Origin of the sequence: Caballeronia sp. J97 (assembly GCF_905220305.1) — a bacterium.
Taxonomy (GTDB): domain Bacteria; phylum Pseudomonadota; class Gammaproteobacteria; order Burkholderiales; family Burkholderiaceae; genus Caballeronia.
The window spans coordinates 16052-40686 of the sequence record NZ_CAJMZL010000047.1 but is presented as its reverse complement, the minus strand read 5'-3'; the positions used below and the strand labels follow the sequence as shown (position 1 = coordinate 40686).

The window sequence follows — 24635 nt, the reverse complement described above, 5'->3', positions numbered from 1 at the left end:
TTTTTTGTTGGAGAGGGCGTCCCGCGGACGCAGTCAGAACAGATTGCGCCGGTCCGGATCGTGCAGCGGATCGGGCGTTTTCTGCGTCAGGCGCAAGATGCCCTGCTCGTCGAAGTAGAAGTTGTACATCAGATACCAGACGTTCGCTTCCATGTAGCGATAGGTCCAGACCTCGCGCTTCATGAGCGGGAAATACGAGGTCTCCACTGGCCGCCCGAAGTTGACGAGTACGTCCTTCTTCGTCCAGGTGCCGATCTGCGCCTTGTAGAACTCGTTCTCGTCGAGCACCTGTCTGACGTTCACGATCTTGCCGGAGGCGTCGATATCCGCGGCGGTGGTGAATTCGCCGAGCGGCTGCGTCGGCCACATCAGGCGCTTGCCGCCGTCGGGCAAATCGTAGACTTCGCGCGGCGGGCCGAGCCGGGCGATGACCGTCGATGCATCGGCGCCCGTCTGATAGTTTTGCCACGGCTGTGCGCAGGCCGACAGAAGGAGCGCGGCGCCCGCGCATGCAAGCGACACGCGCATGCGGTTGAGTGTGTGCAGCATTGAAGCCTCCACGTGCTTGCTCCTCGCGGCGGCGAGCAGCGTTTGTTCGACGTTTCCAGTGATTTTGACACGCGCGCGCGGCAAAGCATTCTCCGATACCCCGCGGCATTCGCGCCGATCTGTCGGCAATGCGGGCTTGCGCGGTGCGCCCGGTGCGGCCTATGATCCGCGCTTTCGACGGATCGGCGGCAACCCATGAAGAGCGGAATCAGCGTGCGGGCGATGCGATGGCTGCGCATCGCGACATCGGCGTATCTCGCATTGTCCATGACGGCGCATGCCGCCGACTTGCCACCCGTGAAGCTGGCGCTGATCGAAGGCATGTCCGGCCCGTTCGCGAATGCCGGCGCGATGGTCGAGCGCAATCTGCGTTTCGGCGTCGAGCGCGTGAACGCGCAGGGCGGCGTGAAGCTCGCCGACGGCATGCATCCGCTGCAACTCGTCGTGCTCGATGGCCGTGGCAGCAGCGAGGCGAGTCTCGTGCAACTGCGCGCGGCGATCGACGAGAAGATCGGCTTCGTCATGCAGGGCAACAGCTCGGCGGTGGCGGCGGCGCTCGTCGCGGCGATCGACAAGCAGAATGCGCGCGAACCGGATCGCCGCGTGCTGTTTCTCAACTATTCCGCCGACGATCCCGCGCTCACCAACGATGCGTGCAGTTTCTGGCATTTCCGCTTCGACGCGCACGCCGGCATGCGCATGGACGCGCTCGCCGATGCGCTGAAAGACGATCGCGCGGTCAAGAAGGTCTATCTGCTGAATCAGGATTACAGCTTCGGCCACGACGTGAGTCGCGAGGCACAGCGCGCGCTCAAGGAGCGGCGACCGGATATCGCGATCGCGGGCGACGAGTTTCATCCGATCGGCCGCGTGAAGGATTTCGCGCCTTACATCGCGAAAATCCGCGCGAGCGGAGCGGATGCGGTGATCACCGGAAACTGGGGCAACGATCTGACGCTGCTCGTGAAAGCCGCGCGCGAGCAGGGGCTAGACACGAAGTTCTACACGTTCTACGGCAACAGTCTGGGCGCGCCGGCGGCGCTGGGCGATAGCGGGGTGAAGCGGGTGATCGCCGTGGCCGACTGGCATCCGAACGTGGGCGGCGCGGCGTCGGACGCTTACTATCGCGCGTTTCGCGCCCGCTATCCGGCCGCCGCGGACGATTATCTGCTTGCGCGCATGCCGCTGATGGTCGAAATGCTCGCCGCCGCGATGACGCGCGCGAAAAGCGCGGACCCGCTCGCGGTGGCGCGCGCGCTGGAAGGCATGAAGTTCGACGGCGAAGGTTTCCATCCGATGGCCATGCGGCCCGACGATCATCAGGTGATCCAGCCCCTATACGTGATCGAGATGGACAAGGCGGGAACGAAGGGCGTCGGTTTCGACAACGAGGGCTCGGGCTACGGTTTCCGCACGCTTCTCAGCGTCCCGGCCGACAAGACCGCGCAACCCACGACGTGCCGAATGGCGCGCCCGGCGCGCTGAATCCCTGGTTCGCACCGAGCGGAAGTCCTTCAGCGAGACACTGCGCTGTGCTATACTCTGCGCTTCGTTTTTGGCGCATTGCCGGAAACGATTCATTTTGTGCAAATCCACGGCACGGCCTTTCTTCCGTGACCGCCTGTCTGAAACATAGGAAAAGCAAATGTCCGTAGCAGAAATCAAGAAGTCCGACATCGTCGCTGAATACGCCCGCGGCGCAAACGACACCGGCTCTCCCGAAGTGCAAGTCGCACTGCTGACGAGCCGCATCAACGAACTGACCGTCCACTTCAAGTCGCACTCGAAGGATCACCACAGCCGCCGCGGTCTGCTGCGCATGGTGAGCCGTCGTCGCAAGCTGCTCGATTACCTGAAGGGCAAGGACGCAGATCGTTATCGCTCGCTGATCGAGAAGCTGGGTCTGCGCAAGTAAGTGGCGCCAAGCGTGGCTTTGCGGCCAACGTTCTAATGAAGTGCCTGTGTCAGTCCGCTGATACAGGCACTTTGTTTTTGTGCGTTTCGCTCGTGAAGTGGTGCCCGATCACGTTTTCGGCAATCGGTGCCTAGTAATCGCCCGATCGTCGGCAGTTTCAGCAGTTCATGTGCTTTACCCGGATGAATTCATCCGGTCCGACACTCGGTCCAGCCTCGCAGCGGAGCTTTGTGTCATTCCAGCGCGACGACGTCCGTCGCGGCGCATCGCGCTGGAATGGCATAACACACCTCTCAAGCGTGGCTCCGGACCTTCCCGCACGCGCCAGATCAACGGCGCGGCGCAATCGTAGAAGGAGTCGAAATGTTCAATAAAATCGTCAAAGAATTTAAGTGGGGGCAGCATAACGTCCGCCTCGAAACGGGCGAAATCGCCCGTCAGGCGAGCGGCGCGGTGATCGTCGATGTAGAAGATACCGTCGTGCTCGCGACCGTCGTCGGCGCGAAAACCGCCAAGCCGGGCCAGGACTTCTTCCCGCTGACCGTCGACTACCTCGAAAAGACCTATGCCGCCGGCAAGATCCCGGGCGGTTTCTTCCGCCGCGAAGGACGTCCGTCGGAAGGCGAAACGCTCATCTCGCGCCTGATCGATCGCCCGCTGCGTCCGCTGTTCCCGGAAGGCTTCTACAACGAAGTGCAAGTCGTGATTCACGTGCTGTCGCTGAACCCGGACGTTCCGGCCGACATCCCGGCGCTGATCGGCGCGTCCGCCGCGCTCGCCGTGTCGGGCCTGCCGTTCAACGGTCCGGTGGGCGCGGCGCGCGTCGCCTACATCAACAACGAGTACGTGCTGAACCCGACGCGCCCGCAGATGAAGGAATCGGCGCTCGATCTGGTCGTCGCGGGTACGGAGCGCGCGGTGCTGATGGTGGAATCGGAGGCGCAGCAGCTTTCCGAAGAAGTGATGCTCGGCGCGGTCGTGTTCGGCCACGAGCAGATGCAGACCGCCATCGACGCGATCCACGAGCTCGTGCGCGACGGCGGCAAGCCCGAGTGGGACTGGCAGCCGGCGCCGAAGAACGAAGCGCTCATTTCGCGCGTGACCGAAATCGCCAAGCCGGAACTCGAAGCGGCTTACCAGTTGCGCAACAAGCAGGCGCGTTCGACCAAGCTGAAGGAAGTCTACGCGGCGACGTCGGCGAAGCTGGCGGAAGAAGCGGCAGCGAGCGGCTCGGTCGCGGCGGATGCGGCGACCGTGGGCAACGTCCTGTTCGATATCGAAGCGAAGATCGTCCGCTCGCAGATCCTGAACGGCGAGCCGCGTATCGATGGCCGCGACACCCGCACCGTTCGTCCGATCGAAATTCGCACGGGCGTCCTGCCGCGCACGCACGGCTCGGCGCTCTTCACGCGCGGTGAAACGCAGGCGCTGGTCGTCGCCACGCTCGGCACGAAGGGCGACGAGCAAAGCATCGATGCGCTCGAAGGCGAATATCGCGAGCGCTTCATGCTGCACTACAACATGCCGCCGTTCGCGACCGGCGAAACCGGCCGCGTCGGTTCGCCGAAGCGCCGTGAAATCGGTCACGGGCGTCTTGCCAAGCGCGCGCTGGTCGCGTGCCTGCCGAGCGCCGACGAATTCGGCTACTCGATCCGCGTCGTGTCGGAAATCACGGAATCGAACGGTTCGTCGTCGATGGCTTCGGTGTGCGGCGGTTGCCTCGCGCTGATGGACGCCGGCGTGCCGATGAAGGCGCACGTCGCGGGCATCGCGATGGGCCTGATCCTCGAAGGCAACAAGTTCGCGGTTCTGACCGACATTCTCGGCGACGAAGATCACCTCGGCGACATGGACTTCAAGGTGGCCGGCACGTCGCAAGGCGTCACGGCGCTGCAGATGGACATCAAGATTCAGGGCATCACGAAGGAAATCATGCAGGTCGCGCTCGCGCAAGCGAAGGAAGGCCGCATGCACATCCTCGGCAAGATGACCGCCGCCGTTCCGCACACGAACACGGAGCTGTCGGACTACGCGCCGCGCATGATCACCATCAAGATCAATCCGGAAAAGATTCGCGACGTGATCGGCAAGGGCGGTTCGGTCATTCGCGCGCTGACGGAAGAGACGGGTACGACCATCGACATTTCGGACGACGGCGTCGTGACGATCGCGAGCACGAGCGCGGAAGGCATGGCCGACGCGAAGAAGCGCATCGAGAACATCACGGCGGAAGTGGAAGTCGGTCAGGTCTATGAAGGCCCCGTGCTCAAGCTGCTGGACTTCGGCGCGATCGTGAACATCCTGCCGGGCAAGGACGGTCTGCTGCATATCTCGGAGATCGTCAACGAGCGCGTGAAGGACATCAACGACTATCTGAAGGAAGGCCAGATCGTGAAGGTCAAGGTCATCCAGACGGACGAAAAGGGTCGTGTGCGTCTGTCGGCGAAGGCGCTGCTGAACGAAGGCGCGCAGCAAGCAGAACCCACGCACCCGCAGCAGTAATGCGGTAATGTGTAGACGGCCGGCCGCTGATGCGAGCCGGCCGTTTTCATGTATGACGCTTCGGATGCTATGCATTGTCCGACGCGTCGCGGGACTCGATGGCAGTGTGAAGCGTGGATGCTTCCGGCGCGCGCAGTGCCATCCGGTTCGAATGCACACTGATGCTGGTCGGCACAGGGAGAGGATATGAAGGCCATCGAAATCACTGAGTTTGGCGCACCCGAAGTCCTGAAGCTGGGCGAACGTCCGATGCCCGCGCCGGGCAAGTGCGAGGTGTTGATCAAGGTGGCTGCGTCCGGCGTGAACCGGCCCGATGTGTTCCAGCGCAAGGGCGCCTATGCGCCGCCGCCGGGCGCATCGGATCTGCCGGGGCTGGAGGTTGCCGGTGAAATCGTCGACGGCGATTTCGATCCCAGGCACAACCCGTTCGGTCTGAAAAAAGGCGATCGCGTATGCGCGCTGCTCGCGGGCGGCGGATATGCCGAATATGCGGTCGCGCCGCTCGAACAATGTCTGCCGGTGCCGAAGGGTTTGTCGGATATCGAGGCTGCATCGTTGCCGGAAACCTTCTTCACCGTGTGGAGCAACGTATTCGAGCGCGGTCAATTGGGCGCGGGCGAGAACGGCGAAGAAGAGACGTTGCTCGTGCAGGGCGGATCGAGCGGCATCGGCGTGACGGCCATTCAAATCGCGAAAGCGCTCGGCTTTCGCGTCTTCGCCACGGCCGGCACCGATGAAAAGTGCCGCGCGTGCGAGGCGCTCGGCGCGGAGCGGGCGATCAACTACAAGACGGAGGATTTCGTCGAAGTGGTGAAGTCGCTGACGAACGATCGCGGCGTCGACGTGATCCTCGACATGGTCGCCGGCGACTATCTTCAGCGCGAGCTCAAGGCGCTGGCCGACGGCGGGCGCATCTGCGTGATCGCGCTGCTCGGCGGCGCGAAGGCGGAGATCAATCTGAACGACGTGCTGCGCCGGCGTCTCGTCATCACCGGTTCGACACTGCGCCCGCGTCCCGTCGCATTCAAGGCGAAGCTCGCGGCGAAGCTGAAGGAGCGTGTCTGGCCTGAAATCGAGGCAGGGCGCATCAAGCCTGTCATCCACGAGGTCTTCCCGGCGCACGATGCCGCCGCCGCGCATGCGTTGATGGAAAGCAGCACGCACGTCGGCAAGATCGTGCTCGACTGGCGCGAGAACGCGTGATGTTTTATGTGAGGCACGGCGCCTCACGTTGCGTCCCGCTTTTGACGGTTTGACCGTCTTCGTCGTAACACAGTAAAATCGCCTGTTTTGCAAGCAGTTTGCGGTTCGAAGCGGTTCATTTTTATAACAGGCGGCTCCTGCAAGCCGCCGCCGACTGACGAGACATATGTCCAGAGAACGAGCAAAACTGGTGGTGGGCAACTGGAAGATGCACGGTCGCATCGGGGACAACGCGACCTTGCTGACCGAAGTCGCCGCAGGCGCATCGGCTTTGCAAAAGGGCGTGAGCGTCGGCGTGTGCGTGCCCTGTCCTTATCTCGCGCAATCGCAGGCGCTCTTGAGCGGCTCGGTGGTGCGGTGGGGCATTCAAGACGTGTCGGCGCATACGGGCGGTGCATTCACCGGTGAAGTCGCGGCCGAAATGGCAGCGGATTTCGGCGTCACGTACGCGATCGTCGGGCATTCGGAGCGACGCGCGTATCATCGCGAAAGTCCGGAGCTGGTCGCATCGAAGGCCCAGCGCGCGATCGAAGCGGGAATCACGCCGATCGTTTGTGTCGGCGAGACGCTCGAAGAACGTGAAGCGGGCACGACCGAAGAGATCATCGGCACGCAGCTCGGCGCCGTGTTGCTGATGCTCACGGAAGAGCAGGCGGCCGGCATCGTGGTTGCGTACGAACCGGTCTGGGCGATCGGCACCGGTAAAACCGCGCGGCCCGGTCAGGCACAGGACGTTCACGCATTCCTGCGTCACAAGCTGCTGGAGAAGGGCGCATCGGTTGCGAACGTGCCCCTGTTGTACGGCGGCAGCGTGAAGCCGGAGAACGCAGAAGAGTTGTTCGGGCAAAAGGACATCGACGGCGGGCTGATCGGCGGCGCGTCGCTGAAGTCGAAGGATTTTCTGGCGATCTGCCGGGCAGCGCAAACCGTGACGCATTGAGCATCGAACGGCGAGCGTGCAGGGCAGGCGAAAGAGCATAGTGCGACACGAACGTGTCACGGAAACATCGGGAATCGGGTGAGTTGAAATGCTGTATTTGAAGACATTGATTATCGTCGTCCAACTGTTGTCGGCGTTGGGCGTTATCGGCCTCGTTTTGCTTCAGCACGGCAAAGGTGCGGACATGGGTGCGGCCTTCGGCAGCGGCGCATCGGGCAGTCTGTTCGGCGCGACGGGCTCGGCAAACTTTCTGTCGCGCACCACGGCGGTTCTGGCCGCCGTCTTCTTCGTCACGACGCTGGCGCTGACTTACCTCGGAAGCTACAAGCCGCAGACGTCCGCGGGCGTGCTGGGCGGTGCGGCTCCCGTGCCTGCCTCGGCACCGGCCGCGGCTGCATCGGCGGCTTCTGCGCCTGCTTCTGCACCGGTCGCATCTTCCGCGCCGGGCGCTGACGTGCCCAAATAACGACAGAACAGATTTTTCGCGAAATTTGCATTTTGTGCGTTGAACAATTCATAGGGCCCAGTTATAATTCAAGTCTTGAAGCGATTCGCGGCAATTAAGAAGTAGTTTTCCCGGATTGCAGTACAGTGCCGACGTGGTGAAATTGGTAGACACGCTATCTTGAGGGGGTAGTGGCGAAAGCTGTGCGAGTTCGAGTCTCGCCGTCGGCACCAAAGTTATCCAATGCCAGCCGCATGCATCGCTTCGGCTGGCATTGTCACTTCTGGAGTACGCTTACGTTTTCACAGCAGCATCGACATCGTCAAAGCGCTTGTCACAGTGTGCTGATATCGTGAGCGATCCCAAGTGAATTCTTACGCCGGGTGGTCCGTCCTGGCTGAAGGCCCCAATCAATAACAGACCACATCTACCGAACTGAGGATAGCCTTGAACCTCGCACCCTATTACCCCGTCTTCTTGTTTCTTGTGGTGGGCCTTGGTTTAGGTATAGCGCTGGTCAGTATTGGCAAGATCCTCGGTCCCAACAAGCCCGACACCGAAAAGAACGCACCGTACGAGTGCGGCTTCGAAGCATTCGAAGACGCGCGTATGAAGTTCGATGTGCGTTACTATCTCGTCGCGATTCTTTTCATCATTTTCGACCTTGAAACGGCGTTCCTGTTTCCGTGGGGTGTTTCCCTGCGCGATATCGGCTGGCCCGGCTTCATCGCGATGATGATTTTTCTGCTCGAATTTTTGCTCGGTTTCGCCTACATCTGGAGAAAAGGCGGACTCGACTGGGAATGACAGTTAGATCACCGGATTCATGGGCGGCTTTGGCTGGCTGCTCATCTGGAGTGGAAAACAAATGAGTATCGAAGGGGTCTTGAAGGAAGGCTTTGTCACCACCACGGCTGACAAGCTCATCAACTGGACGCGCACCGGCTCGCTGTGGCCGATGACGTTCGGTCTCGCGTGCTGCGCGGTCGAGATGATGCACGCGGGCGCCGCCCGTTACGACCTGGACCGTTTCGGCGTGGTGTTCCGTCCGAGCCCGCGCCAGTCGGACGTGATGATCGTGGCCGGCACGCTGTGCAACAAGATGGCGCCTGCGCTTCGTAAGGTGTACGACCAGATGGCCGAGCCGCGCTGGGTCATTTCCATGGGTTCGTGCGCGAACGGCGGCGGCTACTACCACTATTCGTATTCCGTCGTGCGCGGCTGCGACCGGATCGTGCCGGTCGATGTGTACGTTCCCGGTTGTCCTCCGACCGCCGAAGCCCTGGTCTACGGCGTGATCCAGTTGCAGGCGAAGATTCGCCGCACCAACACCATCGCCCGTCAGTAAGGGCCTGAGTCTCCCCAAACTATGGCAAGCAAACTCGAGACCCTCAAAGCGAACCTCGAGACGGCGTTTGGCGGCCGTCTCCAGAGCATTACCGAGTCGCTGGGTCAGGTGACGGTCGTCGTCAAGGCGGCCAACTATCTGGACGTCTGCAAGCAGCTGCGCGATGACCCGTCGCTGCGCTTCGAGCAACTGATGGATCTCTCCGGCGTCGATTATTCGACCTACGGCGACGGCGCCTACGACGGTCCCCGTTTCGCGGCCGTCAGCCATCTTCTTTCGATCACGAACAACTGGCGCGTGCGCGTGCGCGTATTCGCTCCGGACGACGAAGTGCCCATCGTGCCTTCCGTGGTCGATATCTGGTCGTCGGCGAACTGGTACGAGCGTGAAGCGTTCGACCTCTACGGCATCGTGTTCGAGGGCCATCCCGACCTGCGCCGCATTCTCACGGACTACGGCTTCATCGGCCATCCGTTCCGCAAGGACTTCCCGATCTCCGGTTACGTGGAAATGCGCTACGACCCGGAAGAGAAGCGCGTGGTCTACCAGCCGGTGACGATCGAACCGCGTGAAATCACGCCGCGCGTGATTCGCGAAGATCGCTATGGCGGTCTGAAACATTAAGAGAACGCCATGGCAGAGATCAAGAATTACACGCTGAACTTCGGCCCGCAGCACCCGGCAGCGCACGGCGTGCTGCGCCTCGTGCTCGAACTCGACGGCGAAGTGATTCAGCGCGCCGATCCGCACATCGGTCTGCTGCATCGCGCGACTGAAAAGCTCGCCGAGACCAAGACTTTCCTGCAGTCCGTGCCGTACATGGACCGTCTCGACTATGTGTCGATGATGGTCAACGAGCACGGCTATGTGCTCGCCATCGAAAAGCTGCTCGGCATCGACGTGCCGATCCGCGCGAAGTACATCCGCGTGCTGTTCGACGAAATCACGCGCGTGCTGAACCACCTGATGTGGATCGGATCGCACGCGCTCGACGTCGGCGCGATGGCCGTGTTCCTGTACGCGTTCCGCGAGCGCGAAGACCTGATGGACGTCTACGAGGCGGTGTCCGGCGCGCGCATGCACGCGGCCTACTATCGTCCGGGCGGTGTCTATCGCGATCTGCCGGATGCGATGCCGCAATACAAGGCATCGAAGATCCGCAACGCGAAGGCGCTCGACAAGATGAACGAGACCCGTCGGGGTTCGTTGCTCGACTTCATCGAGGACTTCTTCAACCGCTTCCCGCGCTGTGTCGACGAGTACGAAACGCTGCTCACCGACAACCGCATCTGGAAGCAGCGTCTTGTGGGCATCGGCGTGGTGAGCCCGGAGCGCGCGTTGCAGATGGGCCTGTCCGGCGCGATGCTGCGCGGTTCGGGCATCGAGTGGGATTTGCGCAAGAAGCAGCCGTACGAAGTGTACGATCAGCTCGACTTCGATATCCCCGTCGGCGTGAATGGCGATTGCTATGACCGCTATCTGGTGCGCGTCGAAGAGATGCGCCAGTCGACGCGCATCGCCCAACAGTGCATTGCGTGGCTGCGCAAGAATCCGGGCCCTGTGATGGTCGATAATCACAAGGTTGCGCCGCCGTCGCGCGTCGGCATGAAGAGCAACATGGAAGAGCTGATTCACCATTTCAAGCTCTTCACTGAAGGCTTTCACGTGCCGGAAGGCGAAACGTACGCGGCAGTGGAACATCCGAAGGGCGAATTCGGCATCTACCTGATTTCGGATGGCGCGAACAAGCCGTATCGCCTGAAGATTCGCGCGCCGGGCTATGCGCATCTCGCATCGCTCGACGAAATGGCGCGAGGCCACATGATCGCCGACGCCGTGACGATCATCGGTACGCAAGACATCGTGTTCGGCGAGATCGATCGCTGATTTCATCGCCGCTTGCGCGGTGTGCTCATCGGGCCGCCGCGCATGAAACGCCAAAGCAATAACAGGAACCCGCAGGAACGCCAGGTCTGCCGCAATACGAAGGGCGCGGCAGGTTTTCGTTCGGTAGGAATTGAAAGAGTCGTGTCTGAAAATGATCTCAGCTGAAGGCCTGAAAGAAATCGATCGCGCGGTCGCAAAGTATCCCGCCGAGCAAAAGCAATCGGCGGTGATGGCGGCGCTCGCTGTCGCTCAGGAAGAGCATGGTTGGCTCTCGCCCGAAATCATGCAGTTCGTGGCCGATTACCTGAGCATGCCGCCCGTCGCGGTGCAGGAAGTCGCCACGTTCTACACGATGTACGAACTGAAGCCGGTCGGTAAGCACAAGATCACGCTCTGCACGAATCTGCCTTGCCAGCTCGGTCCGGACGGCGGTTCGGACAGCGCCGCCGAATACCTGAAGCAAAAGCTCGGTATCGATTTTGGCGAGACCACCGCGGACGGCAAGTTCACGCTGAAGGAAGGCGAGTGTTTCGGCGCCTGCGGCGACGCACCCGTGATGCTCGTGAACAACCATCGCATGTGCAGCTTCATGAGCCGCGAGAAGATCGACCAGTTGATCGAGGAACTTTCGAAATGACGTCACTCCACGATCGTCACATCAAGCCACTGATCCTCGCTGGCCTCAACGGCGAGAACTGGCATCTCGAAGATTACGTCGCGCGCGGCGGCTACAAGCAACTGCGCCGCATTCTCGAGGAAAAGATCCCGCCCGAGCAGGTGATCGCCGACGTCAAGGCGTCGGGTCTGCGCGGCCGCGGCGGTGCGGGATTCCCGACCGGTCTGAAGTGGAGCTTCATGCCGCGCCAGTTCCCGGGGCAGAAGTATCTCGTCTGCAACTCGGACGAAGGCGAGCCGGGCACGTTCAAGGATCGCGACATCCTGCGCTGGAACCCGCACGCGCTGATCGAAGGCATGGCCATCGGCGCGTACGCGATGGGCATCACCGTCGGCTACAACTATATCCACGGCGAGATTTTCGAGGTCTATCGCGTGTTCGAGGCGGCGCTCGAAGAAGCGCGCCAGGCCGGCTATCTCGGCGCGAACATCCTGGGCACGGGCTTCTCGTTCGAGTTGTATGCGCACCATGGCTACGGCGCGTACATCTGCGGTGAGGAAACCGCGTTGCTCGAATCGCTGGAAGGCAAGAAGGGTCAACCGCGCTTCAAGCCGCCGTTCCCGGCGAGCTTCGGCGTGTACGGCAAGCCCACGACGATCAACAACACCGAGACGTTCGCGGCCGTGCCGTTCCTGCTGGAAATCGGCCCGCAGAATTACCTCGAGCTCGGCAAGCCGAACAACGGCGGCACGAAAATTTTCTCTGTGTCGGGCGACGTGAATCGTCCGGGCAACTACGAAATTCCGCTCGGCACGCCGTTCTCGACGCTGATGGAGCTGGCGGGCGGCGTGCGCGGCAAGTCGGTCAAGGCCGTGATTCCGGGCGGCTCGTCCGCGCCGGTCGTGCCGGGCGAGATGATGCTCGCGACCGACATGGACTACGATTCGATCGCGAAGGCCGGCTCGATGCTCGGTTCGGGCGCGGTCATCGTGATGAACGAAACGCGTTGCATGGTGCGCTCGCTGTTGCGCCTGTCGTACTTCTACTATGAAGAGTCGTGCGGTCAGTGCACGCCGTGCCGCGAGGGCACGGGCTGGCTGTATCGCGTGGTGCATCGCATCGAGCACGGTCTCGGGCGCAAGGAAGATCTGGATCTGCTGAACTCGGTCGCCGAGAACATCATGGGCCGCACGATCTGCGCGCTCGGCGATGCGGCGGCGATGCCCGTGCGCGGCATGCTCAAGCACTTCTGGAACGAATTCGAATATCACGTCGAGCACAAGCATTGTCTCGTCGGCGGGCACGCACATCACGCGAGCACCGAAGCGCTTACCGCGTAATCAGGCGCGCAGTCAGATGCGCGACAAGGGTCGAGAGACCGGGGTTGAGGATCTTAATCCATCATGGTTGAACTAGAAATTGACGGCAAGACGGTCGAGGTGCCTGAAGGCAGCATGGTGATCCAGGCTGCGCACAAGGTCGATACGTACATCCCTCACTTCTGCTATCACAAGAAACTGTCGATCGCGGCGAACTGCCGGATGTGCCTCGTCGAAGTCGAGAAGATGCCGAAGGCCGTTCCGGCCTGCGCCACGCCGGTGTCGGCGGGCATGATCGTGCGCACCACCTCCGACAAGGCCGTGAAGGCCCAGCAGTCGGTGATGGAGTTCCTGCTGATCAACCACCCGCTCGATTGCCCGATCTGCGATCAGGGCGGCGAGTGCCAGTTGCAGGATCTGGCCGTCGGTTACGGAAAGTCGCAGTCGCGCTATAACGAAGAGAAGCGCGTGGTGTTCCACAAGAACGTCGGTCCGCTCATCTCGATGGAAGAGATGTCGCGCTGCATCCACTGCACGCGCTGCGTGCGCTTCGGCCAGGAAGTCGCCGGCGTGATGGAACTCGGCATGCTGGGTCGCGGCGAGCATTCGGAAATCACGTCGTTCGTCGGCAAGACGGTGGACTCGGAACTGTCGGGCAACATGATCGACCTGTGTCCGGTCGGCGCGTTGACGAGCAAGCCGTTCCGCTACAGCGCGCGGACGTGGGAACTGTCGCGCCGCAAGTCGGTGAGCCCGCACGATTCGGTCGGCGCGAATCTCGTCGTGCAAGTGAAGAACAACCGTGTGATGCGCGTTCTGCCGATGGAGAACGAAGCCATCAACGAATGCTGGATCTCGGACAAGGACCGCTTCTCGTACGAAGGCCTGAACGGCGACGAGCGTCTCACCACGCCGATGCTCAAGCAAGGTGGAAACTGGATCGAAACCGACTGGCAGACCGCGCTCGAATACGTCGCCAAGGGTTTGAAGGGCATCAAGGCGGATCACGGCGCGAACGCCATCGCCGCTCTGGCCACGCCGCACAGCACGGTCGAAGAACTGCATCTGCTGAAGGCATTGGCCGAAGGCGTCGGTACGCCGAACGTCGACTTCCGTCTGCGCCAGAACGATTTCTCGGCGCCCGTGGGCGTCGGCGCGCCGTGGCTCGGCACGAAGATCGCGGATCTGTCGACCATCGACACCGCGTTCGTCATCGGCTCGTTCCTGCGCCGCGACCATCCGCTGTTCGCCGCGCGTCTGCGTCAGGCAGCGAAGAACGGCGCGAAAATCACTTTCCTCAATGCCAGCAACGACGACTCGCTGATCCCGACCGCGCATCGCCTGGTCGCGGCGCCGTCCGCATGGCTCGATCAGCTCGCGGGCATCGCGGCGGCGGTGGCCGAGGCGCGCGGCGTCGCGCTGCCGGACGCATTCGCGGGCCGCGATGTATCGGCAGCGGCGAAGGATGTCGCGGCATCGCTGTCGGCGGGCGAAGAGCGCGTCGTGCTGCTCGGCAATCTGGCGGTCCAGCATCCGGACTTTGCACAGATTCAGGCGGCGGCCCAGTGGATCGCGGACAATACCGGCGCTACGCTCGGCTTCCTCACGGAAGGCGCGAACTCGGTCGGCGCGCATCTCGTCGATGCATTGCCGGGCGAGGGCGGTCTGAACGCACGCGAAGCGTTCGAGCAGCCGCGCAAGGGCTATGTGCTGCTGAACGCCGAGCCGGAATACGACACGGCCAATCCGGCGCAGGCCATCGCCGCGCTCAAGGCTGCGGAAATGGTCGTCGTGATGTCGCCGTTCAAGCACGGCATGGACTACGCGGACGTGCTGCTGCCGATCGCGCCGTTCACGGAAACGTCGGGCACGTTCGTCAACGCGGAAGGCACGGCACAGTCGTTCAACGGCGTCGTGCGCGCGCTCGGCGACACGCGCCCCGGCTGGAAGGTGTTGCGCGTGCTGGGCACGATCCTCGGCTTGCCGGGCTTCGAGTTCGACACCGCCGAAGAAGTGCGTGTCGCGGCGCTCGGTACGGGCGACCTGAGCGCGCGTCTGTCGAACAAGACGACGGTGCAGGCGAAGCGCGCCGCATCGAACGTCGCGCTGAATGGCAGCGGCCTGCAGCGTCTCGCCGATGTGCCGATCTACCACGCCGATGCGCTGGTGCGCCGCGCGCCGTCGCTGCATCTGACAGCGGCCGCACGCGATGCGAACGTGGCGGGTCTGCCGACCGCGCTCTTCGACAAGCTCGGCCTGAAGGACGGCGAAGCAGTGCGTATCAAGCAAGGCGACTTGTCGGTGACGCTGCCCGCGGTCCGCGATGCGAATCTCGCGGAATCGGTGGTCCGCGTGTCGGCGGGCACGACGGCTGGCGCCGCACTCGGCGGCCTGTTCGGTGAACTGGTAGTGGAGAAGGCGTAAAAATGGGCTTGTTCGATACGATCAACGCAGGCGGCACGCAGCTTCTGGGCGTCGCATGGCCGACGGTGTGGGCGATCGTCCGCATCCTCGTGGTTTCGGTGGTCATCCTGCTGTGCGTGGCGTACCTGATTCTCTGGGAACGCAAGCTCATCGGCTGGATGCACGTGCGTCTCGGCCCGAACCGCGTCGGCCCGGCCGGTCTGCTGCAACCGATCGCAGACGTGCTGAAGCTTCTGCTCAAGGAAGTCATTCAGCCGACGGCGGCCAGCAAATGGATCTACATGATCGCGCCGATCATGACCGTGGTGCCCGCGTTCGCGGTCTGGGCGGTGATTCCGTTCCAGGCCAAGGCGGTGCTCGGCGATATCAACGCGGGTCTGCTTTACGCGATGGCGATCTCGTCGATCGGCGTGTACGGTGTCATCCTCGCTGGCTGGGCGTCGAACTCGAAGTATGCGTTCCTCGGCGCGATGCGCGCCGCGGCGCAGATGGTGTCCTACGAAATCTCGATGGGCTTCGCGCTCGTCGTGGTGCTGATGGTCGCGGGCACGCTGAACATGTCCGACATCGTGCACTCGCAGCAGCGCGGCATGTTCGCCGGCTGGGGCGTCAACTTCCTGTCGTGGAACTGGCTGCCGCTGCTGCCGATGTTCGTCGTGTACTTCATTTCGGGCATCGCTGAAACGAACCGTCATCCGTTCGACGTCGTGGAAGGCGAATCGGAAATCGTCGCGGGTCACATGATCGATTACTCCGGCATGGCGTTCGCGCTGTTCTTTCTCGCCGAGTACATCAACATGATCGTGATCTCGGCGATTGCGACGACGCTGTTCCTCGGCGGCTGGGACGCACCGTTCGGCTTCCTGTCGTTCATTCCGGGCGTATTCTGGTTCGTCTTCAAGATTTTCCTGCTGCTGTCGGTTTTCATCTGGGCGCGTGCGACTTTCCCGCGTTACCGCTACGACCAGATCATGCGTCTCGGCTGGAAGGTGTTCCTGCCGGTGTCGGTGATTTGGGTGGTCGTGGTCGGCTTCTGGATCATGTCGCCGCTCAACATCTGGAAGTAAGAGACAAGAGCGGACGAAAACATCATGAACGCTATTCAGAACTTCTTCAAAACCTTCTTCCTCACCGAGCTGCTGAAAGGTCTCGCGCTGACGGGCCGTTATACGTTCCAGCGCAAGATCACGGTGCAGTTCCCGGAAGAAAAGACCCCGATCTCGCCGCGTTTCCGCGGCCTGCACGCACTGCGCCGTTATGAGAACGGCGAAGAGCGCTGTATCGCCTGCAAGTTGTGCGAAGCGGTGTGCCCGGCGATGGCGATCACGATCGAATCGGAAACGCGCGCGGACAACACTCGTCGCACGACGCGTTACGACATCGATCTGACCAAGTGCATTTTCTGCGGTTTCTGCGAGGAAAGCTGCCCGGTCGATTCGATCGTCGAGACGCACATCCTCGAATATCACGGCGAAAAGCGCGGCGACCTGTACTTCACGAAGGACATGCTGCTCGCGGTGGGCGATCGTTACGAAACGGAAATCGCCGCGTCGAAGGCGGCTGACGCGCCGTATCGTTGATATGCGTTCGATGCCGGAGTCATGCGGTCCGGCATCGCACCCGCGCGATTTTGTTGTTGCTGTTTGGCACACTGCGGCGCGCGCCGAGGTCGTGTTCTGTCCGTTCAAGGGGAGAGCAGGCCACGAGCGCCGACACACCATGCCTGATGATGGCCTAACGATGAACCGGTAATCATGGAATTCACAACCGTACTGTTCTATATCTTCGCGCTGCTGCTGACCGTGTCGGCGCTGAAGGTGATCACCTCGCGCAACCCGGTGTCGTCCGCGCTCTTCCTCGTGCTCGCGTTCTTCAACGCGGCCGCGATCTGGATGCTGCTGCAAGCCGAATTCCTCGCGATTCTGCTGGTTCTCGTGTACGTCGGCGCCGTGATGGTGCTGTTCCTCTTCGTCGTCATGATGCTCGACATCAACATCGATGTCCTGCGCAAGGATTTCAAGCGCTTCGTGCCGCTCGCGAGCATCGTGGGCGCGATCATCGTGATCGAAACGGCGCTGATCCTGTGGCATGGCTACGGCGCGACGACCACGCCGCTGCGCGACGCAACGGCCGGCGCGGGCGTCTCGGGCGCGGCGCTGATGCCGAACACGCAGTTGATCGGCAAGGTCATCTACACCGACTACATCTTCGCGTTCGAAATCGCGGGCCTCGTGCTGCTGGTCGCGATCATCGCGGCGATCTCGCTCACAATCCGCGACAAGAAGGACAAGAAGACGCAAACCGTCAGCCAGCAGGTCAAGGTGCGCCGCGAAGACCGCGTGCGCCTCGTGAAGATGCAGGCGGAAACGCAGGCGCCCGACGCCGCGACGGAACCTGCCGTGACCGGCGACATCGGCGCGGGCACGGTCGACAACAAGGGCTGAGCGCGAAGGAGAAATCGAATATGTTGAGTCTTGCCCATTACCTCGTGCTCGGTGCGATCCTCTTTGCGATCAGCATCGTCGGCATCTTCCTGAACCGCCGCAACGTCATCATCATCCTGATGGCCATCGAATTGATGCTGCTCGCGGTGAACACCAATTTCGTCGCGTTTTCGCACTATCTGGGCGATGTGCACGGCCAGATCTTCGTGTTCTTCGTGCTGACCGTGGCCGCGGCTGAAGCCGCGATCGGTCTCGCGATTCTCGTGACCCTGTTCCGTAGCCTCGACACGATCAACGTCGAGGACCTCGATCAGCTCAAAGGTTAATTTCAGGCTAGGCTGTTATGTCCACGACACTCAATGAAAACCTCCTGCTCGCGGTTCCGCTGGCGCCGCTGGCCGGCTCGCTGATCGCGGGGCTGTTCGCGAAATGGGTAGGGCGCAAGGGCGCGCACAGCGTCACGATTCTCAGCGTCTTCATTTCGTTCATTCTTTCGGCGATCGTCTTCAACGACGTGATCCACGGCGCGAGCTTCAACGCGACCATCTACGAATGGATGAACGTCGGCTCGCTGAAAATGGAAGTCGGCTTCCTGGTCGACTCGCTGACCGCGATGATGATGGTCGTCGTGACCTTCGTCTCGCTGATGGTGCACATCTACACGATCGGCTACATGGCGGACGAGGAAGTCGGCTACGAGCGCTTCTTCTCGTACATCTCGCTCTTCACGTTCTCGATGCTGATGCTCGTCATGAGCAACAACTTCCTGCAGCTGTTCTTCGGCTGGGAAGCGGTGGGCCTCGTGTCGTATCTGCTGATCGGCTTCTACTTCACGCGTGAAAGCGCGATCTACGCCAACATGAAGGCGTTCATCGTGAACCGCGTGGGCGACTTCGGCTTCCTGCTGGGCATCGGCCTGCTGCTCGCGTTCTCGGGATCGCTCAACTACGGCGATGTATTCGCGCAGGGCGACAAGCTCGCGACCATGACGTTCCCCGGCACGCAATGGGGCCTGCTGTCGGTCGCCTGCATCTGCCTGTTCATCGGCGCGATGGGCAAGTCGGCGCAATTCCCGCTGCACGTGTGGCTGCCCGACTCGATGGAAGGCCCGACGCCGATCTCCGCGCTGATTCACGCGGCGACCATGGTGACGGCCGGCATCTTCATGGTGACGCGCATGTCGCCGCTCTTCGAACATTCGGATGCGGCGCTCTCGTTCGTGACGGTCATCGGCGCGATCACGGCCTTGTTCATGGGCTTCCTCGGCGTCGTGCAGAACGACATCAAGCGCGTGGTCGCGTACTCGACGCTCTCGCAGCTCGGCTACATGACGGTCGCGCTCGGCGTTTCGGCCTACCCGGTCGCCGTGTTCCACCTCGGCACGCACGCATTCTTCAAGGCGCTGCTGTTCCTCGGCGCGGGCTCCGTCATCATCGGCATGCACCACGATCAGGACATGCGCAACATGGGCGGCCTGCGCAAGTACATGCCGGTCACGTGGATCACGTCGCTGGTCGGTTCGCTCGCGCTGATCGGCACGCCGTTCTTCTCGGGCTTCTACTCGAAGGATTCGATCATCGAAGCCGTGAAGTACTCGCATCTGGCGGGCTCGGGCTTCGCATATTTCGCGGTGGTTGCGAGCGTGTTCGTCACGTCGCTGTACTCGTTCCGCATGTATTTCATGGTGTTCCACGGCGAGGAGCGTTTCCGCGGTCCGAAGCATCCCGACTCGCCGATGGGCCAGGCCGAAGCGCACGGTCATGGTCATGACGACGGGCACGGTCACGACGATCACGGCCATGGTCCGCACATCCCGCACGAGAGCCCGTGGGTGGTCACGCTGCCGCTGATCCTGCTCGCGATTCCGTCGGTCATCATCGGCGCGATCATGATCGGCCCGATGATCTACGGCGATTTCTTCTCGCACGGCGTCGTGTTCGACAAGGTCATCTTCATCGGCGAGAACCATGAAGGCCTGAAGGAAATGGCCGAAGAGTTCCACGGCTGGGCCGCGATGGCGCTGCACGGCATCATCACGCCGGGTCCGGTGTGGCTCGCCGCGCTGGGCGTGATCGTCGCGTGGTTCTTCTACATGAAGCGTCCGGATCTGCCCGCGGTCGTCGCGAAGACCTTCCGTCCGATCTATGTGCTGCTCGACAACAAGTACTACTGCGACAAGATCAACGAGGTCGTGTTCGCGAAGGGCGCGGTCGCGATCGGCCGTGGTCTGTGGAAAGAGGGCGATGTGGTCGTCATCGACGGCATCGTCAACGGCAGCGCGCGGTTCATGGGCTGGTTCGCCGGTGTGATCCGCTTCCTCCAATCCGGTTACATCTATCACTACGCGTTCGCCATGATTATCGGCATGCTGGGGCTCTTGACCCTGTTTGTGACGCTCGGCGGCAAATAAGGCGAGGGGACCTATGCACTCTTTTCCGATTCTCAGTGTCGCGATCTGGCTGCCGATCATTTTCGGCCTGCTCGTGCTCGCAGTTGGTAACGATCGCAACCCGGCGCCCGCGCGCTGGGTCGCGCTGATCGGCTCGGTGCTCGGGCTGATCGTCACGATTCCGCTCATCACCGGCTTCGATACGTCGACGGCCGCGCTGCAGTTCGTCGAACAGTCGAACTGGATCGAACGCTTCAACATCACGTATCACCTGGGCGTCGACGGCATCTCGATGTGGTTCGTCGTGCTGACCGCGCTCATCACGGTGATCGTCGTCATCGCCGGCTGGGAAGTGATCACCGAGCGCGTGTCGCAGTACATGGCCGCGTTCCTGATCCTCTCGGGCATCATGATCGGCGTCTTCTCGACGGCGGACGGGCTGCTGTTCTACGTGTTCTTCGAAGCCACGCTCATTCCGATGTACATCATCATCGGCGTGTGGGGCGGCCCGAACCGCGTGTATGCGGCGTTCAAGTTCTTCCTGTACACGCTGGCCGGCTCGCTGCTGATGCTGGTCGCGCTGCTGTACCTCTACACGCAGACGCACACGTTCGACCTCGCCACGTGGCAGGCCGCGAAGCTCGACATGACGCCGCAGGTGCTGCTCTTCATCGCGTTCTTCCTGGCCTTCGCCGTGAAGGTGCCGATGTGGCCGGTGCACACGTGGTTGCCTGACGCGCACGTGGAAGCACCGACGGGCGGCTCGGTCGTGCTGGCGGCGATCATGCTGAAGCTGGGCGCGTACGGTTTCCTGCGCTTCTCGCTGCCGATCGCGCCGGACGCAAGCCACTTCCTCGCGCCGGTCGTCATCACGCTTTCGCTGATCGCCGTGATCTATATCGGTCTCGTGGCGATGGTGCAGTCCGACATGAAGAAGCTCGTCGCGTATTCGTCGATCGCGCACATGGGCTTCGTCACGCTCGGTTTCTTCATGTTCGGCGCGTCGAGCCAGCTCGCGGTCGAGGGCGCGATCATCCAGATGATCTCGCACGGCTTCGTGTCGGGCGCGATGTTCCTCTCGATCGGCGTGCTGTATGACCGCGTTCACTCGCGCCAGATCGCCGATTACGGCGGCGTCGTGAACACGATGCCGAAGTTCGCGGCGTTCGTGATGCTCTTCGCGATGGCCAACTGCGGCCTGCCGGGCACCTCGGGCTTCGTCGGCGAATTCATGGTGATTCTCGCGGCGGTGAAGTACAACTTCTGGATCGCCTTCCTCGCGACGTTCACGCTGATTCTCGGCGCGGCCTACACGCTGTGGATGTACAAGCGCGTGTACTTCGGCGCAGTCGCGAACGATCACGTCGCGAAGCTCAAGGACATCAACGGCCGCGAATTCCTGATGCTTGCCATCCTCGCGCTGTTCACGCTGTACATGGGCCTGCATCCGAAGCCCTTTACCGACGTGATGCACGAATCGGTCGCAAACCTGCTCTCCCACGTCGCGCAGTCCAAGCTGCCGCTCGCTCAGTAATGTCGTGCGGAGGAACTAAAAGATCATGCAAAACGCCTCTATGAGTATCCTTTGGCCTGACGCAGTCCTGATGGCCGCGGTCGTCGTGGCCTGGTTGAACGACACGGTCTTCGGCCCGAAGAGTCGCGGCACGACGTATCTGATCGCGCTCGTCTCGACGATCGTCTGCGGCGTGTGGTTCGCCGTGACCGCGCTCAATCCGACGCCGGCTTACTTCTTCACGCGCATGTACATCGTCGATCCGTTCGCGAGCGCCATGAAGGCGGTGGTGTGCCTCGGCTATGCGGTGTCGATCATCTACTCGAAGAAGTATCTGGAAGACCGCGACCTGTTCCGCGGCGACTTCTTCCTGCTCGGCCTGTTTTCGCTGCTCGGCCAGTGCGTGATGATCTCGGGCAACAACTTCCTCACGCTGTATCTCGGCCTCGAACTGATGTCGCTGTCGCTGTACGCGGTGATCGCACTGCGCAAGGACGCGCCGCAATCGAACGAATCGGCGATGAAGTACTACGTGCTCGGCGCGCTCGCGTCCGGCTTCCTGCTGTACGGCATCTCGATGATCTACGGCGCGACCGGCTCGCTCGAACTGAACGAAGTGCTGAAGGCCGTCGCCTCGGGCCGCATCAACGACGCCGTGCTGCTGTTCGGCGTGATCTTCATCGTCGCCGGTGTGGCGTTCAAGATGGGCGCGGTGCCGTTCCACATGTGGGTGCCCGACGTGTATCAAGGCGCGCCGACCGCGATGACGCTGCTCACCGGCGGCGGCCCGAAGGTCGCGGCATTCGCGTGGGGGCTGCGCTTCCTGGTGATGGGCCTGCTGCCGCTCGCCGTGGACTGGCAAGAGATGCTCGTGATTCTCGCGGCGCTCTCGCTCATCGTCGGCAATATCACGGGTATCGTGCAGAAGAACATCAAGCGGATGCTGGCTTACTCGGCCATTTCCAATATGGGCTTCGTGCTGCTGGGTCTTTTGGCCGGCGTGGTCGACGGCAAGGTGACGGGCGCGGCGGGCGCATATAGCTCGGCGATGTTCTACAGCATCATCTATCTCGTCACGACGCTCGGCACCTTCGGCGTGGTCATGCTGCTCGCGCGCCGCGACTTCGAAGCCGAAATGCTCGAAGACTTCAAGGGCCTGAACCAGCGCAGTCCGGTGTTCGCGTTCGTCATGATGATCATGATGTTCTCGCTCGCAGGCATCCCGCCGACGGTCGGCTTCTACGCGAAGCTCGCCGTGCTCGAAGCGACGATGAACGCCGGTCTCACGTGGCTCGCCGTCCTCGCCGTGATGACCTCGCTCGTCGGCGCGTTCTATTACCTGCGTGTCGTCAAGCTGATGTACTTCGATGCTCCGCAAGATGCTTCGCCGATCGCCGCCGGCGGCCTGAACCGCTCGCTGCTCGCGTTCAACGGCCTCGCCGTGCTGGTCCTCGGTCTGGTGCCGGGTCCGTTGATGAGCGCGTGCCTCACGGCGATCTCGCATACGCTGCCGCTGTAATGTCGGCGGCAGGCTGGTTCATCGTGCTGTTGGCGCTCGTACTCGCCAACGTGCCGTTCCTGAATCAGCGCCTCTTCGCCATCGTCCCGTTGCCGCTTCCGGCGCCGACGGGACGCAAGGCGGCGAAGAAGAGCGCGTGGATTCGCATCGGCGAGCTCATCGTTCTTTACTTCGTGGTCGGCGCGCTCGGCTTCACGCTCGAAGCGCGCGCCGGCAACCGATTCAGTCAGGAATGGCAGTTCTATGCCATTACCTTCAGTCTCTTCGTCGTGTTCGCCTTTCCGGGCTTCACGTATCAGTATCTCGTCAAACGCCGCTGACGGCTTCGCGCCGTTAGCGGCTTGTTTGCTTCAAAAGCACAAGGCTCAAGATGGCAGATCAATCCTCGATTCCCGGCAAGGACGACGGCCTCATCGAAAAGAAGGTCGAAAGCGTCACCCTGCACGAGGGCAAATTCCTCACGTTGAAATGTGACACCGTCGAATTGCCCGACGGCAAGCACGCGACGCGCGAATTCGTCGAGCATCCGGGCGCGGTGATGATCCTGCCGGTCTTCGACGACGGCCGCGTGCTGCTCGAACGTCAGTTCCGTTACCCGGTCGGCCGCGTGCTGCTCGAATTCCCGGCGGGCAAGCTCGATCCCAACGAGAACGAGCTGACGTGCGCAAAGCGCGAGTTGCAGGAAGAGACCGGCTACACCGCGCGAGAATGGACGTTCCTCACGCGCATCCATCCGGTGATTTCGTATTCGACCGAGTTCATCGACATTTACCTCGCGCGCGGCCTGAAGGCGGGCGACGCGAAACTCGACGAAGGCGAGTTCCTCGAAACCTTCATTGCCGATGAAGTGCAGTTGATGAACTGGGTGAAGGACGGCAGCATCAGCGACGTGAAGACGATCATCGGCGTGTTCTGGCTCGAGAAGATCCGCTCCGGCGAGTGGAAACCGGGCGAGATGGTCCCGGACTGAGCGTTCGCCCGACGGATGCGTGCAAAAGCGGCCTCGATAGCCGCTTTTGTCGTTTTTGCGTCATCGAAAGCGTGAGGCGATACGAGCGGCTAGAATGAATGTTTCGCGATGCGGCGAATTTGGACATTCGTCCAATTTTACGAACGACCGTTCATAAAACGCGTTTTTGAGATAAACTTCACCGAAGCCCCATCAGCATGAAGGTCCTCGATTTAAAGTGCTCGCACGAACATCGGTTCGAAGGCTGGTTTGCCTCGACCGAAGAGTTCGAATCGCAGTTGTCGCGCAAGCTGGTTGCATGTCCGGTCTGCTCGGCAACCGACGTGAGCCGCATGCCGTCCGCACCGCGCCTGAATCTGTCGTCGGCGCGAGGCGAAGCGGCGCCCGCGGCCGCACAGGCGCAGGCCGTGCCTGAAGCGGCGACATTGCAGGCGCGCGCGCTGCAGTTCATGCGCGAGTTGATCGAGAAGACCGAGAACGTGGGCGATCGGTTTGCCGAGGAGGCGCGGCGCATTCATTACAACGAGGCGCCGGCGCGCAATATTCGCGGCGTCAGTACGCCCGAGGAAACGCATGCCTTGCTCGAAGAAGGAATCGACGTGATGCCGTTGCCTGTTCCGGACGCATTGAAAGAGCCGCTGCAGTAAGCGCT

General features: G+C 61.9%; 24 protein-coding genes and 1 tRNA gene. 24 read left to right on the top strand and 1 reads right to left on the bottom strand.

The genetic code is table 11. The annotated features are described in order from the left end of the window. Window positions 1-33: 33 nt before the first annotated feature. Window positions 34-549, bottom strand: a complete 516-nt coding sequence (locus U4Y90_RS33780; protein ID WP_321801243.1) for a hypothetical protein — start codon at window positions 547-549, stop codon at window positions 34-36. Window positions 550-744: 195 nt separating this feature from the next. Between U4Y90_RS33780 and U4Y90_RS33775 the strand changes: the two genes are divergently transcribed. From U4Y90_RS33775 to U4Y90_RS33660, 24 genes are all read left to right on the top strand, one after another. Further along, window positions 745-2034: a branched-chain amino acid ABC transporter substrate-binding protein gene (locus U4Y90_RS33775; protein ID WP_321801242.1), complete on the top strand. Its 1290-nt coding sequence runs from the start codon at window positions 745-747 to the stop codon at window positions 2032-2034. Between the two features lie 160 nt (window positions 2035-2194). After that, window positions 2195-2464, top strand: a complete 270-nt coding sequence (gene rpsO, locus U4Y90_RS33770; RefSeq protein ID WP_008341789.1) for a 30S ribosomal protein S15 — start codon at window positions 2195-2197, stop codon at window positions 2462-2464. A gap of 363 nt (window positions 2465-2827) precedes the next feature. Continuing rightward, window positions 2828-4966: a polyribonucleotide nucleotidyltransferase gene (gene pnp / locus U4Y90_RS33765; protein ID WP_321801241.1), complete on the top strand. Its 2139-nt coding sequence runs from the start codon at window positions 2828-2830 to the stop codon at window positions 4964-4966. Window positions 4967-5152: 186 nt separating this feature from the next. After that, window positions 5153-6169 (top strand): NAD(P)H-quinone oxidoreductase, encoded by a 1017-nt coding sequence (locus tag U4Y90_RS33760; RefSeq protein WP_321801240.1) that lies wholly within the window; start codon window positions 5153-5155, stop codon window positions 6167-6169. A gap of 166 nt (window positions 6170-6335) precedes the next feature. Next, window positions 6336-7109: a triose-phosphate isomerase gene (gene tpiA / locus U4Y90_RS33755; protein ID WP_321801238.1), complete on the top strand. Its 774-nt coding sequence runs from the start codon at window positions 6336-6338 to the stop codon at window positions 7107-7109. An 88-nt stretch (window positions 7110-7197) separates the two neighbouring features. Continuing rightward, on the top strand, window positions 7198-7575 hold the full coding sequence (gene secG, locus U4Y90_RS33750; protein WP_321801237.1) for a preprotein translocase subunit SecG: 378 nt from the start codon (window positions 7198-7200) through the stop codon (window positions 7573-7575). Between the two features lie 127 nt (window positions 7576-7702). After that, a tRNA-Leu gene (locus U4Y90_RS33745) sits at window positions 7703-7787 on the top strand. 214 nt (window positions 7788-8001) lie between these two features. Beyond that, window positions 8002-8361 (top strand): NADH-quinone oxidoreductase subunit A, encoded by a 360-nt coding sequence (locus U4Y90_RS33740; RefSeq protein WP_041730499.1) that lies wholly within the window; start codon window positions 8002-8004, stop codon window positions 8359-8361. Between the two features lie 61 nt (window positions 8362-8422). Further along, the gene (locus U4Y90_RS33735) at window positions 8423-8902 is read left to right on the top strand and encodes a NuoB/complex I 20 kDa subunit family protein (RefSeq protein ID WP_006052903.1); all 480 of its coding nucleotides are present in this window, start codon (window positions 8423-8425) and stop codon (window positions 8900-8902) included. A gap of 21 nt (window positions 8903-8923) precedes the next feature. After that, a complete protein-coding gene (locus U4Y90_RS33730) occupies window positions 8924-9526 on the top strand; it encodes an NADH-quinone oxidoreductase subunit C (RefSeq protein ID WP_061162145.1) in 603 nt (200 codons plus the stop codon). A gap of 9 nt (window positions 9527-9535) precedes the next feature. Beyond that, entirely contained in the window at window positions 9536-10789 is a 1254-nt protein-coding gene (locus U4Y90_RS33725; protein WP_321801236.1) for an NADH-quinone oxidoreductase subunit D, read from the top strand. A gap of 151 nt (window positions 10790-10940) precedes the next feature. Next, window positions 10941-11426, top strand: coding sequence for an NADH-quinone oxidoreductase subunit NuoE (gene nuoE, locus U4Y90_RS33720; protein ID WP_321801234.1), 486 nt, complete (start codon window positions 10941-10943; stop codon window positions 11424-11426). Beyond that, window positions 11423-12745: an NADH-quinone oxidoreductase subunit NuoF gene (gene nuoF / locus U4Y90_RS33715; RefSeq protein ID WP_321801232.1), complete on the top strand. Its 1323-nt coding sequence runs from the start codon at window positions 11423-11425 to the stop codon at window positions 12743-12745. The genes nuoE and nuoF overlap by 4 nt, the downstream gene beginning before the upstream one ends. A 63-nt stretch (window positions 12746-12808) precedes the next feature. Further along, window positions 12809-15148 (top strand): NADH-quinone oxidoreductase subunit NuoG, encoded by a 2340-nt coding sequence (gene nuoG, locus U4Y90_RS33710; protein ID WP_321801231.1) that lies wholly within the window; start codon window positions 12809-12811, stop codon window positions 15146-15148. 2 nt (window positions 15149-15150) lie between these two features. Further along, the gene (gene nuoH / locus U4Y90_RS33705) at window positions 15151-16215 is read left to right on the top strand and encodes an NADH-quinone oxidoreductase subunit NuoH (protein ID WP_321801230.1); all 1065 of its coding nucleotides are present in this window, start codon (window positions 15151-15153) and stop codon (window positions 16213-16215) included. Between the two features lie 24 nt (window positions 16216-16239). Then, window positions 16240-16728 (top strand): NADH-quinone oxidoreductase subunit NuoI, encoded by a 489-nt coding sequence (gene nuoI / locus U4Y90_RS33700; protein WP_008341734.1) that lies wholly within the window; start codon window positions 16240-16242, stop codon window positions 16726-16728. Between the two features lie 174 nt (window positions 16729-16902). Further along, a complete protein-coding gene (locus U4Y90_RS33695; protein ID WP_321801229.1) occupies window positions 16903-17592 on the top strand; it encodes an NADH-quinone oxidoreductase subunit J in 690 nt (229 codons plus the stop codon). 20 nt (window positions 17593-17612) lie between these two features. Beyond that, window positions 17613-17918, top strand: a complete 306-nt coding sequence (gene nuoK, locus U4Y90_RS33690; RefSeq protein ID WP_007588140.1) for an NADH-quinone oxidoreductase subunit NuoK — start codon at window positions 17613-17615, stop codon at window positions 17916-17918. Window positions 17919-17935: 17 nt separating this feature from the next. After that, the gene (gene nuoL, locus U4Y90_RS33685; protein WP_321801226.1) at window positions 17936-20002 is read left to right on the top strand and encodes an NADH-quinone oxidoreductase subunit L; all 2067 of its coding nucleotides are present in this window, start codon (window positions 17936-17938) and stop codon (window positions 20000-20002) included. A 13-nt stretch (window positions 20003-20015) separates the two neighbouring features. Next, window positions 20016-21515, top strand: coding sequence for an NADH-quinone oxidoreductase subunit M (locus U4Y90_RS33680; protein ID WP_321801225.1), 1500 nt, complete (start codon window positions 20016-20018; stop codon window positions 21513-21515). 25 nt (window positions 21516-21540) lie between these two features. After that, window positions 21541-23013: an NADH-quinone oxidoreductase subunit NuoN gene (nuoN, locus tag U4Y90_RS33675; RefSeq protein WP_321801223.1), complete on the top strand. Its 1473-nt coding sequence runs from the start codon at window positions 21541-21543 to the stop codon at window positions 23011-23013. Next, complete coding sequence (locus U4Y90_RS33670; RefSeq protein WP_321801222.1) at window positions 23013-23333, top strand: DUF2818 family protein; 321 nt, start codon at window positions 23013-23015, stop codon at window positions 23331-23333. The genes nuoN and U4Y90_RS33670 overlap by 1 nt, the downstream gene beginning before the upstream one ends. 50 nt (window positions 23334-23383) lie before the next feature. Beyond that, complete coding sequence (locus tag U4Y90_RS33665; RefSeq protein ID WP_321801220.1) at window positions 23384-23983, top strand: NUDIX hydrolase; 600 nt, start codon at window positions 23384-23386, stop codon at window positions 23981-23983. Window positions 23984-24180: 197 nt separating this feature from the next. Continuing rightward, entirely contained in the window at window positions 24181-24630 is a 450-nt protein-coding gene (locus U4Y90_RS33660) for a DUF1178 family protein (protein WP_321801218.1), read from the top strand. Window positions 24631-24635: the final 5 nt, after the last annotated feature.

What these genes read in the sequence shown, in the direction of transcription:
- U4Y90_RS33780 (WP_321801243.1), bottom strand. Translation starts at nt 549, where the DNA reads ATGCTGCACACACTCAACCGCATGCGCGTGTCGCTTGCATGCGCGGGC.
- U4Y90_RS33775 (WP_321801242.1), top strand. Translation starts at nt 745, where the DNA reads ATGAAGAGCGGAATCAGCGTGCGGGCGATGCGATGGCTGCGCATCGCG.
- rpsO (WP_008341789.1), top strand. Translation starts at nt 2,195, where the DNA reads ATGTCCGTAGCAGAAATCAAGAAGTCCGACATCGTCGCTGAATACGCC.
- pnp (WP_321801241.1), top strand. Translation starts at nt 2,828, where the DNA reads ATGTTCAATAAAATCGTCAAAGAATTTAAGTGGGGGCAGCATAACGTC.
- U4Y90_RS33760 (WP_321801240.1), top strand. Translation starts at nt 5,153, where the DNA reads ATGAAGGCCATCGAAATCACTGAGTTTGGCGCACCCGAAGTCCTGAAG.
- tpiA (WP_321801238.1), top strand. Translation starts at nt 6,336, where the DNA reads ATGTCCAGAGAACGAGCAAAACTGGTGGTGGGCAACTGGAAGATGCAC.
- secG (WP_321801237.1), top strand. Translation starts at nt 7,198, where the DNA reads ATGCTGTATTTGAAGACATTGATTATCGTCGTCCAACTGTTGTCGGCG.
- U4Y90_RS33735 (WP_006052903.1), top strand. Translation starts at nt 8,423, where the DNA reads ATGAGTATCGAAGGGGTCTTGAAGGAAGGCTTTGTCACCACCACGGCT.
- U4Y90_RS33730 (WP_061162145.1), top strand. Translation starts at nt 8,924, where the DNA reads ATGGCAAGCAAACTCGAGACCCTCAAAGCGAACCTCGAGACGGCGTTT.
- U4Y90_RS33725 (WP_321801236.1), top strand. Translation starts at nt 9,536, where the DNA reads ATGGCAGAGATCAAGAATTACACGCTGAACTTCGGCCCGCAGCACCCG.
- nuoE (WP_321801234.1), top strand. Translation starts at nt 10,941, where the DNA reads ATGATCTCAGCTGAAGGCCTGAAAGAAATCGATCGCGCGGTCGCAAAG.
- nuoF (WP_321801232.1), top strand. Translation starts at nt 11,423, where the DNA reads ATGACGTCACTCCACGATCGTCACATCAAGCCACTGATCCTCGCTGGC.
- nuoG (WP_321801231.1), top strand. Translation starts at nt 12,809, where the DNA reads ATGGTTGAACTAGAAATTGACGGCAAGACGGTCGAGGTGCCTGAAGGC.
- nuoH (WP_321801230.1), top strand. Translation starts at nt 15,151, where the DNA reads ATGGGCTTGTTCGATACGATCAACGCAGGCGGCACGCAGCTTCTGGGC.
- nuoI (WP_008341734.1), top strand. Translation starts at nt 16,240, where the DNA reads ATGAACGCTATTCAGAACTTCTTCAAAACCTTCTTCCTCACCGAGCTG.
- U4Y90_RS33695 (WP_321801229.1), top strand. Translation starts at nt 16,903, where the DNA reads ATGGAATTCACAACCGTACTGTTCTATATCTTCGCGCTGCTGCTGACC.
- nuoK (WP_007588140.1), top strand. Translation starts at nt 17,613, where the DNA reads ATGTTGAGTCTTGCCCATTACCTCGTGCTCGGTGCGATCCTCTTTGCG.
- nuoL (WP_321801226.1), top strand. Translation starts at nt 17,936, where the DNA reads ATGTCCACGACACTCAATGAAAACCTCCTGCTCGCGGTTCCGCTGGCG.
- U4Y90_RS33680 (WP_321801225.1), top strand. Translation starts at nt 20,016, where the DNA reads ATGCACTCTTTTCCGATTCTCAGTGTCGCGATCTGGCTGCCGATCATT.
- nuoN (WP_321801223.1), top strand. Translation starts at nt 21,541, where the DNA reads ATGCAAAACGCCTCTATGAGTATCCTTTGGCCTGACGCAGTCCTGATG.
- U4Y90_RS33670 (WP_321801222.1), top strand. Translation starts at nt 23,013, where the DNA reads ATGTCGGCGGCAGGCTGGTTCATCGTGCTGTTGGCGCTCGTACTCGCC.
- U4Y90_RS33665 (WP_321801220.1), top strand. Translation starts at nt 23,384, where the DNA reads ATGGCAGATCAATCCTCGATTCCCGGCAAGGACGACGGCCTCATCGAA.
- U4Y90_RS33660 (WP_321801218.1), top strand. Translation starts at nt 24,181, where the DNA reads ATGAAGGTCCTCGATTTAAAGTGCTCGCACGAACATCGGTTCGAAGGC.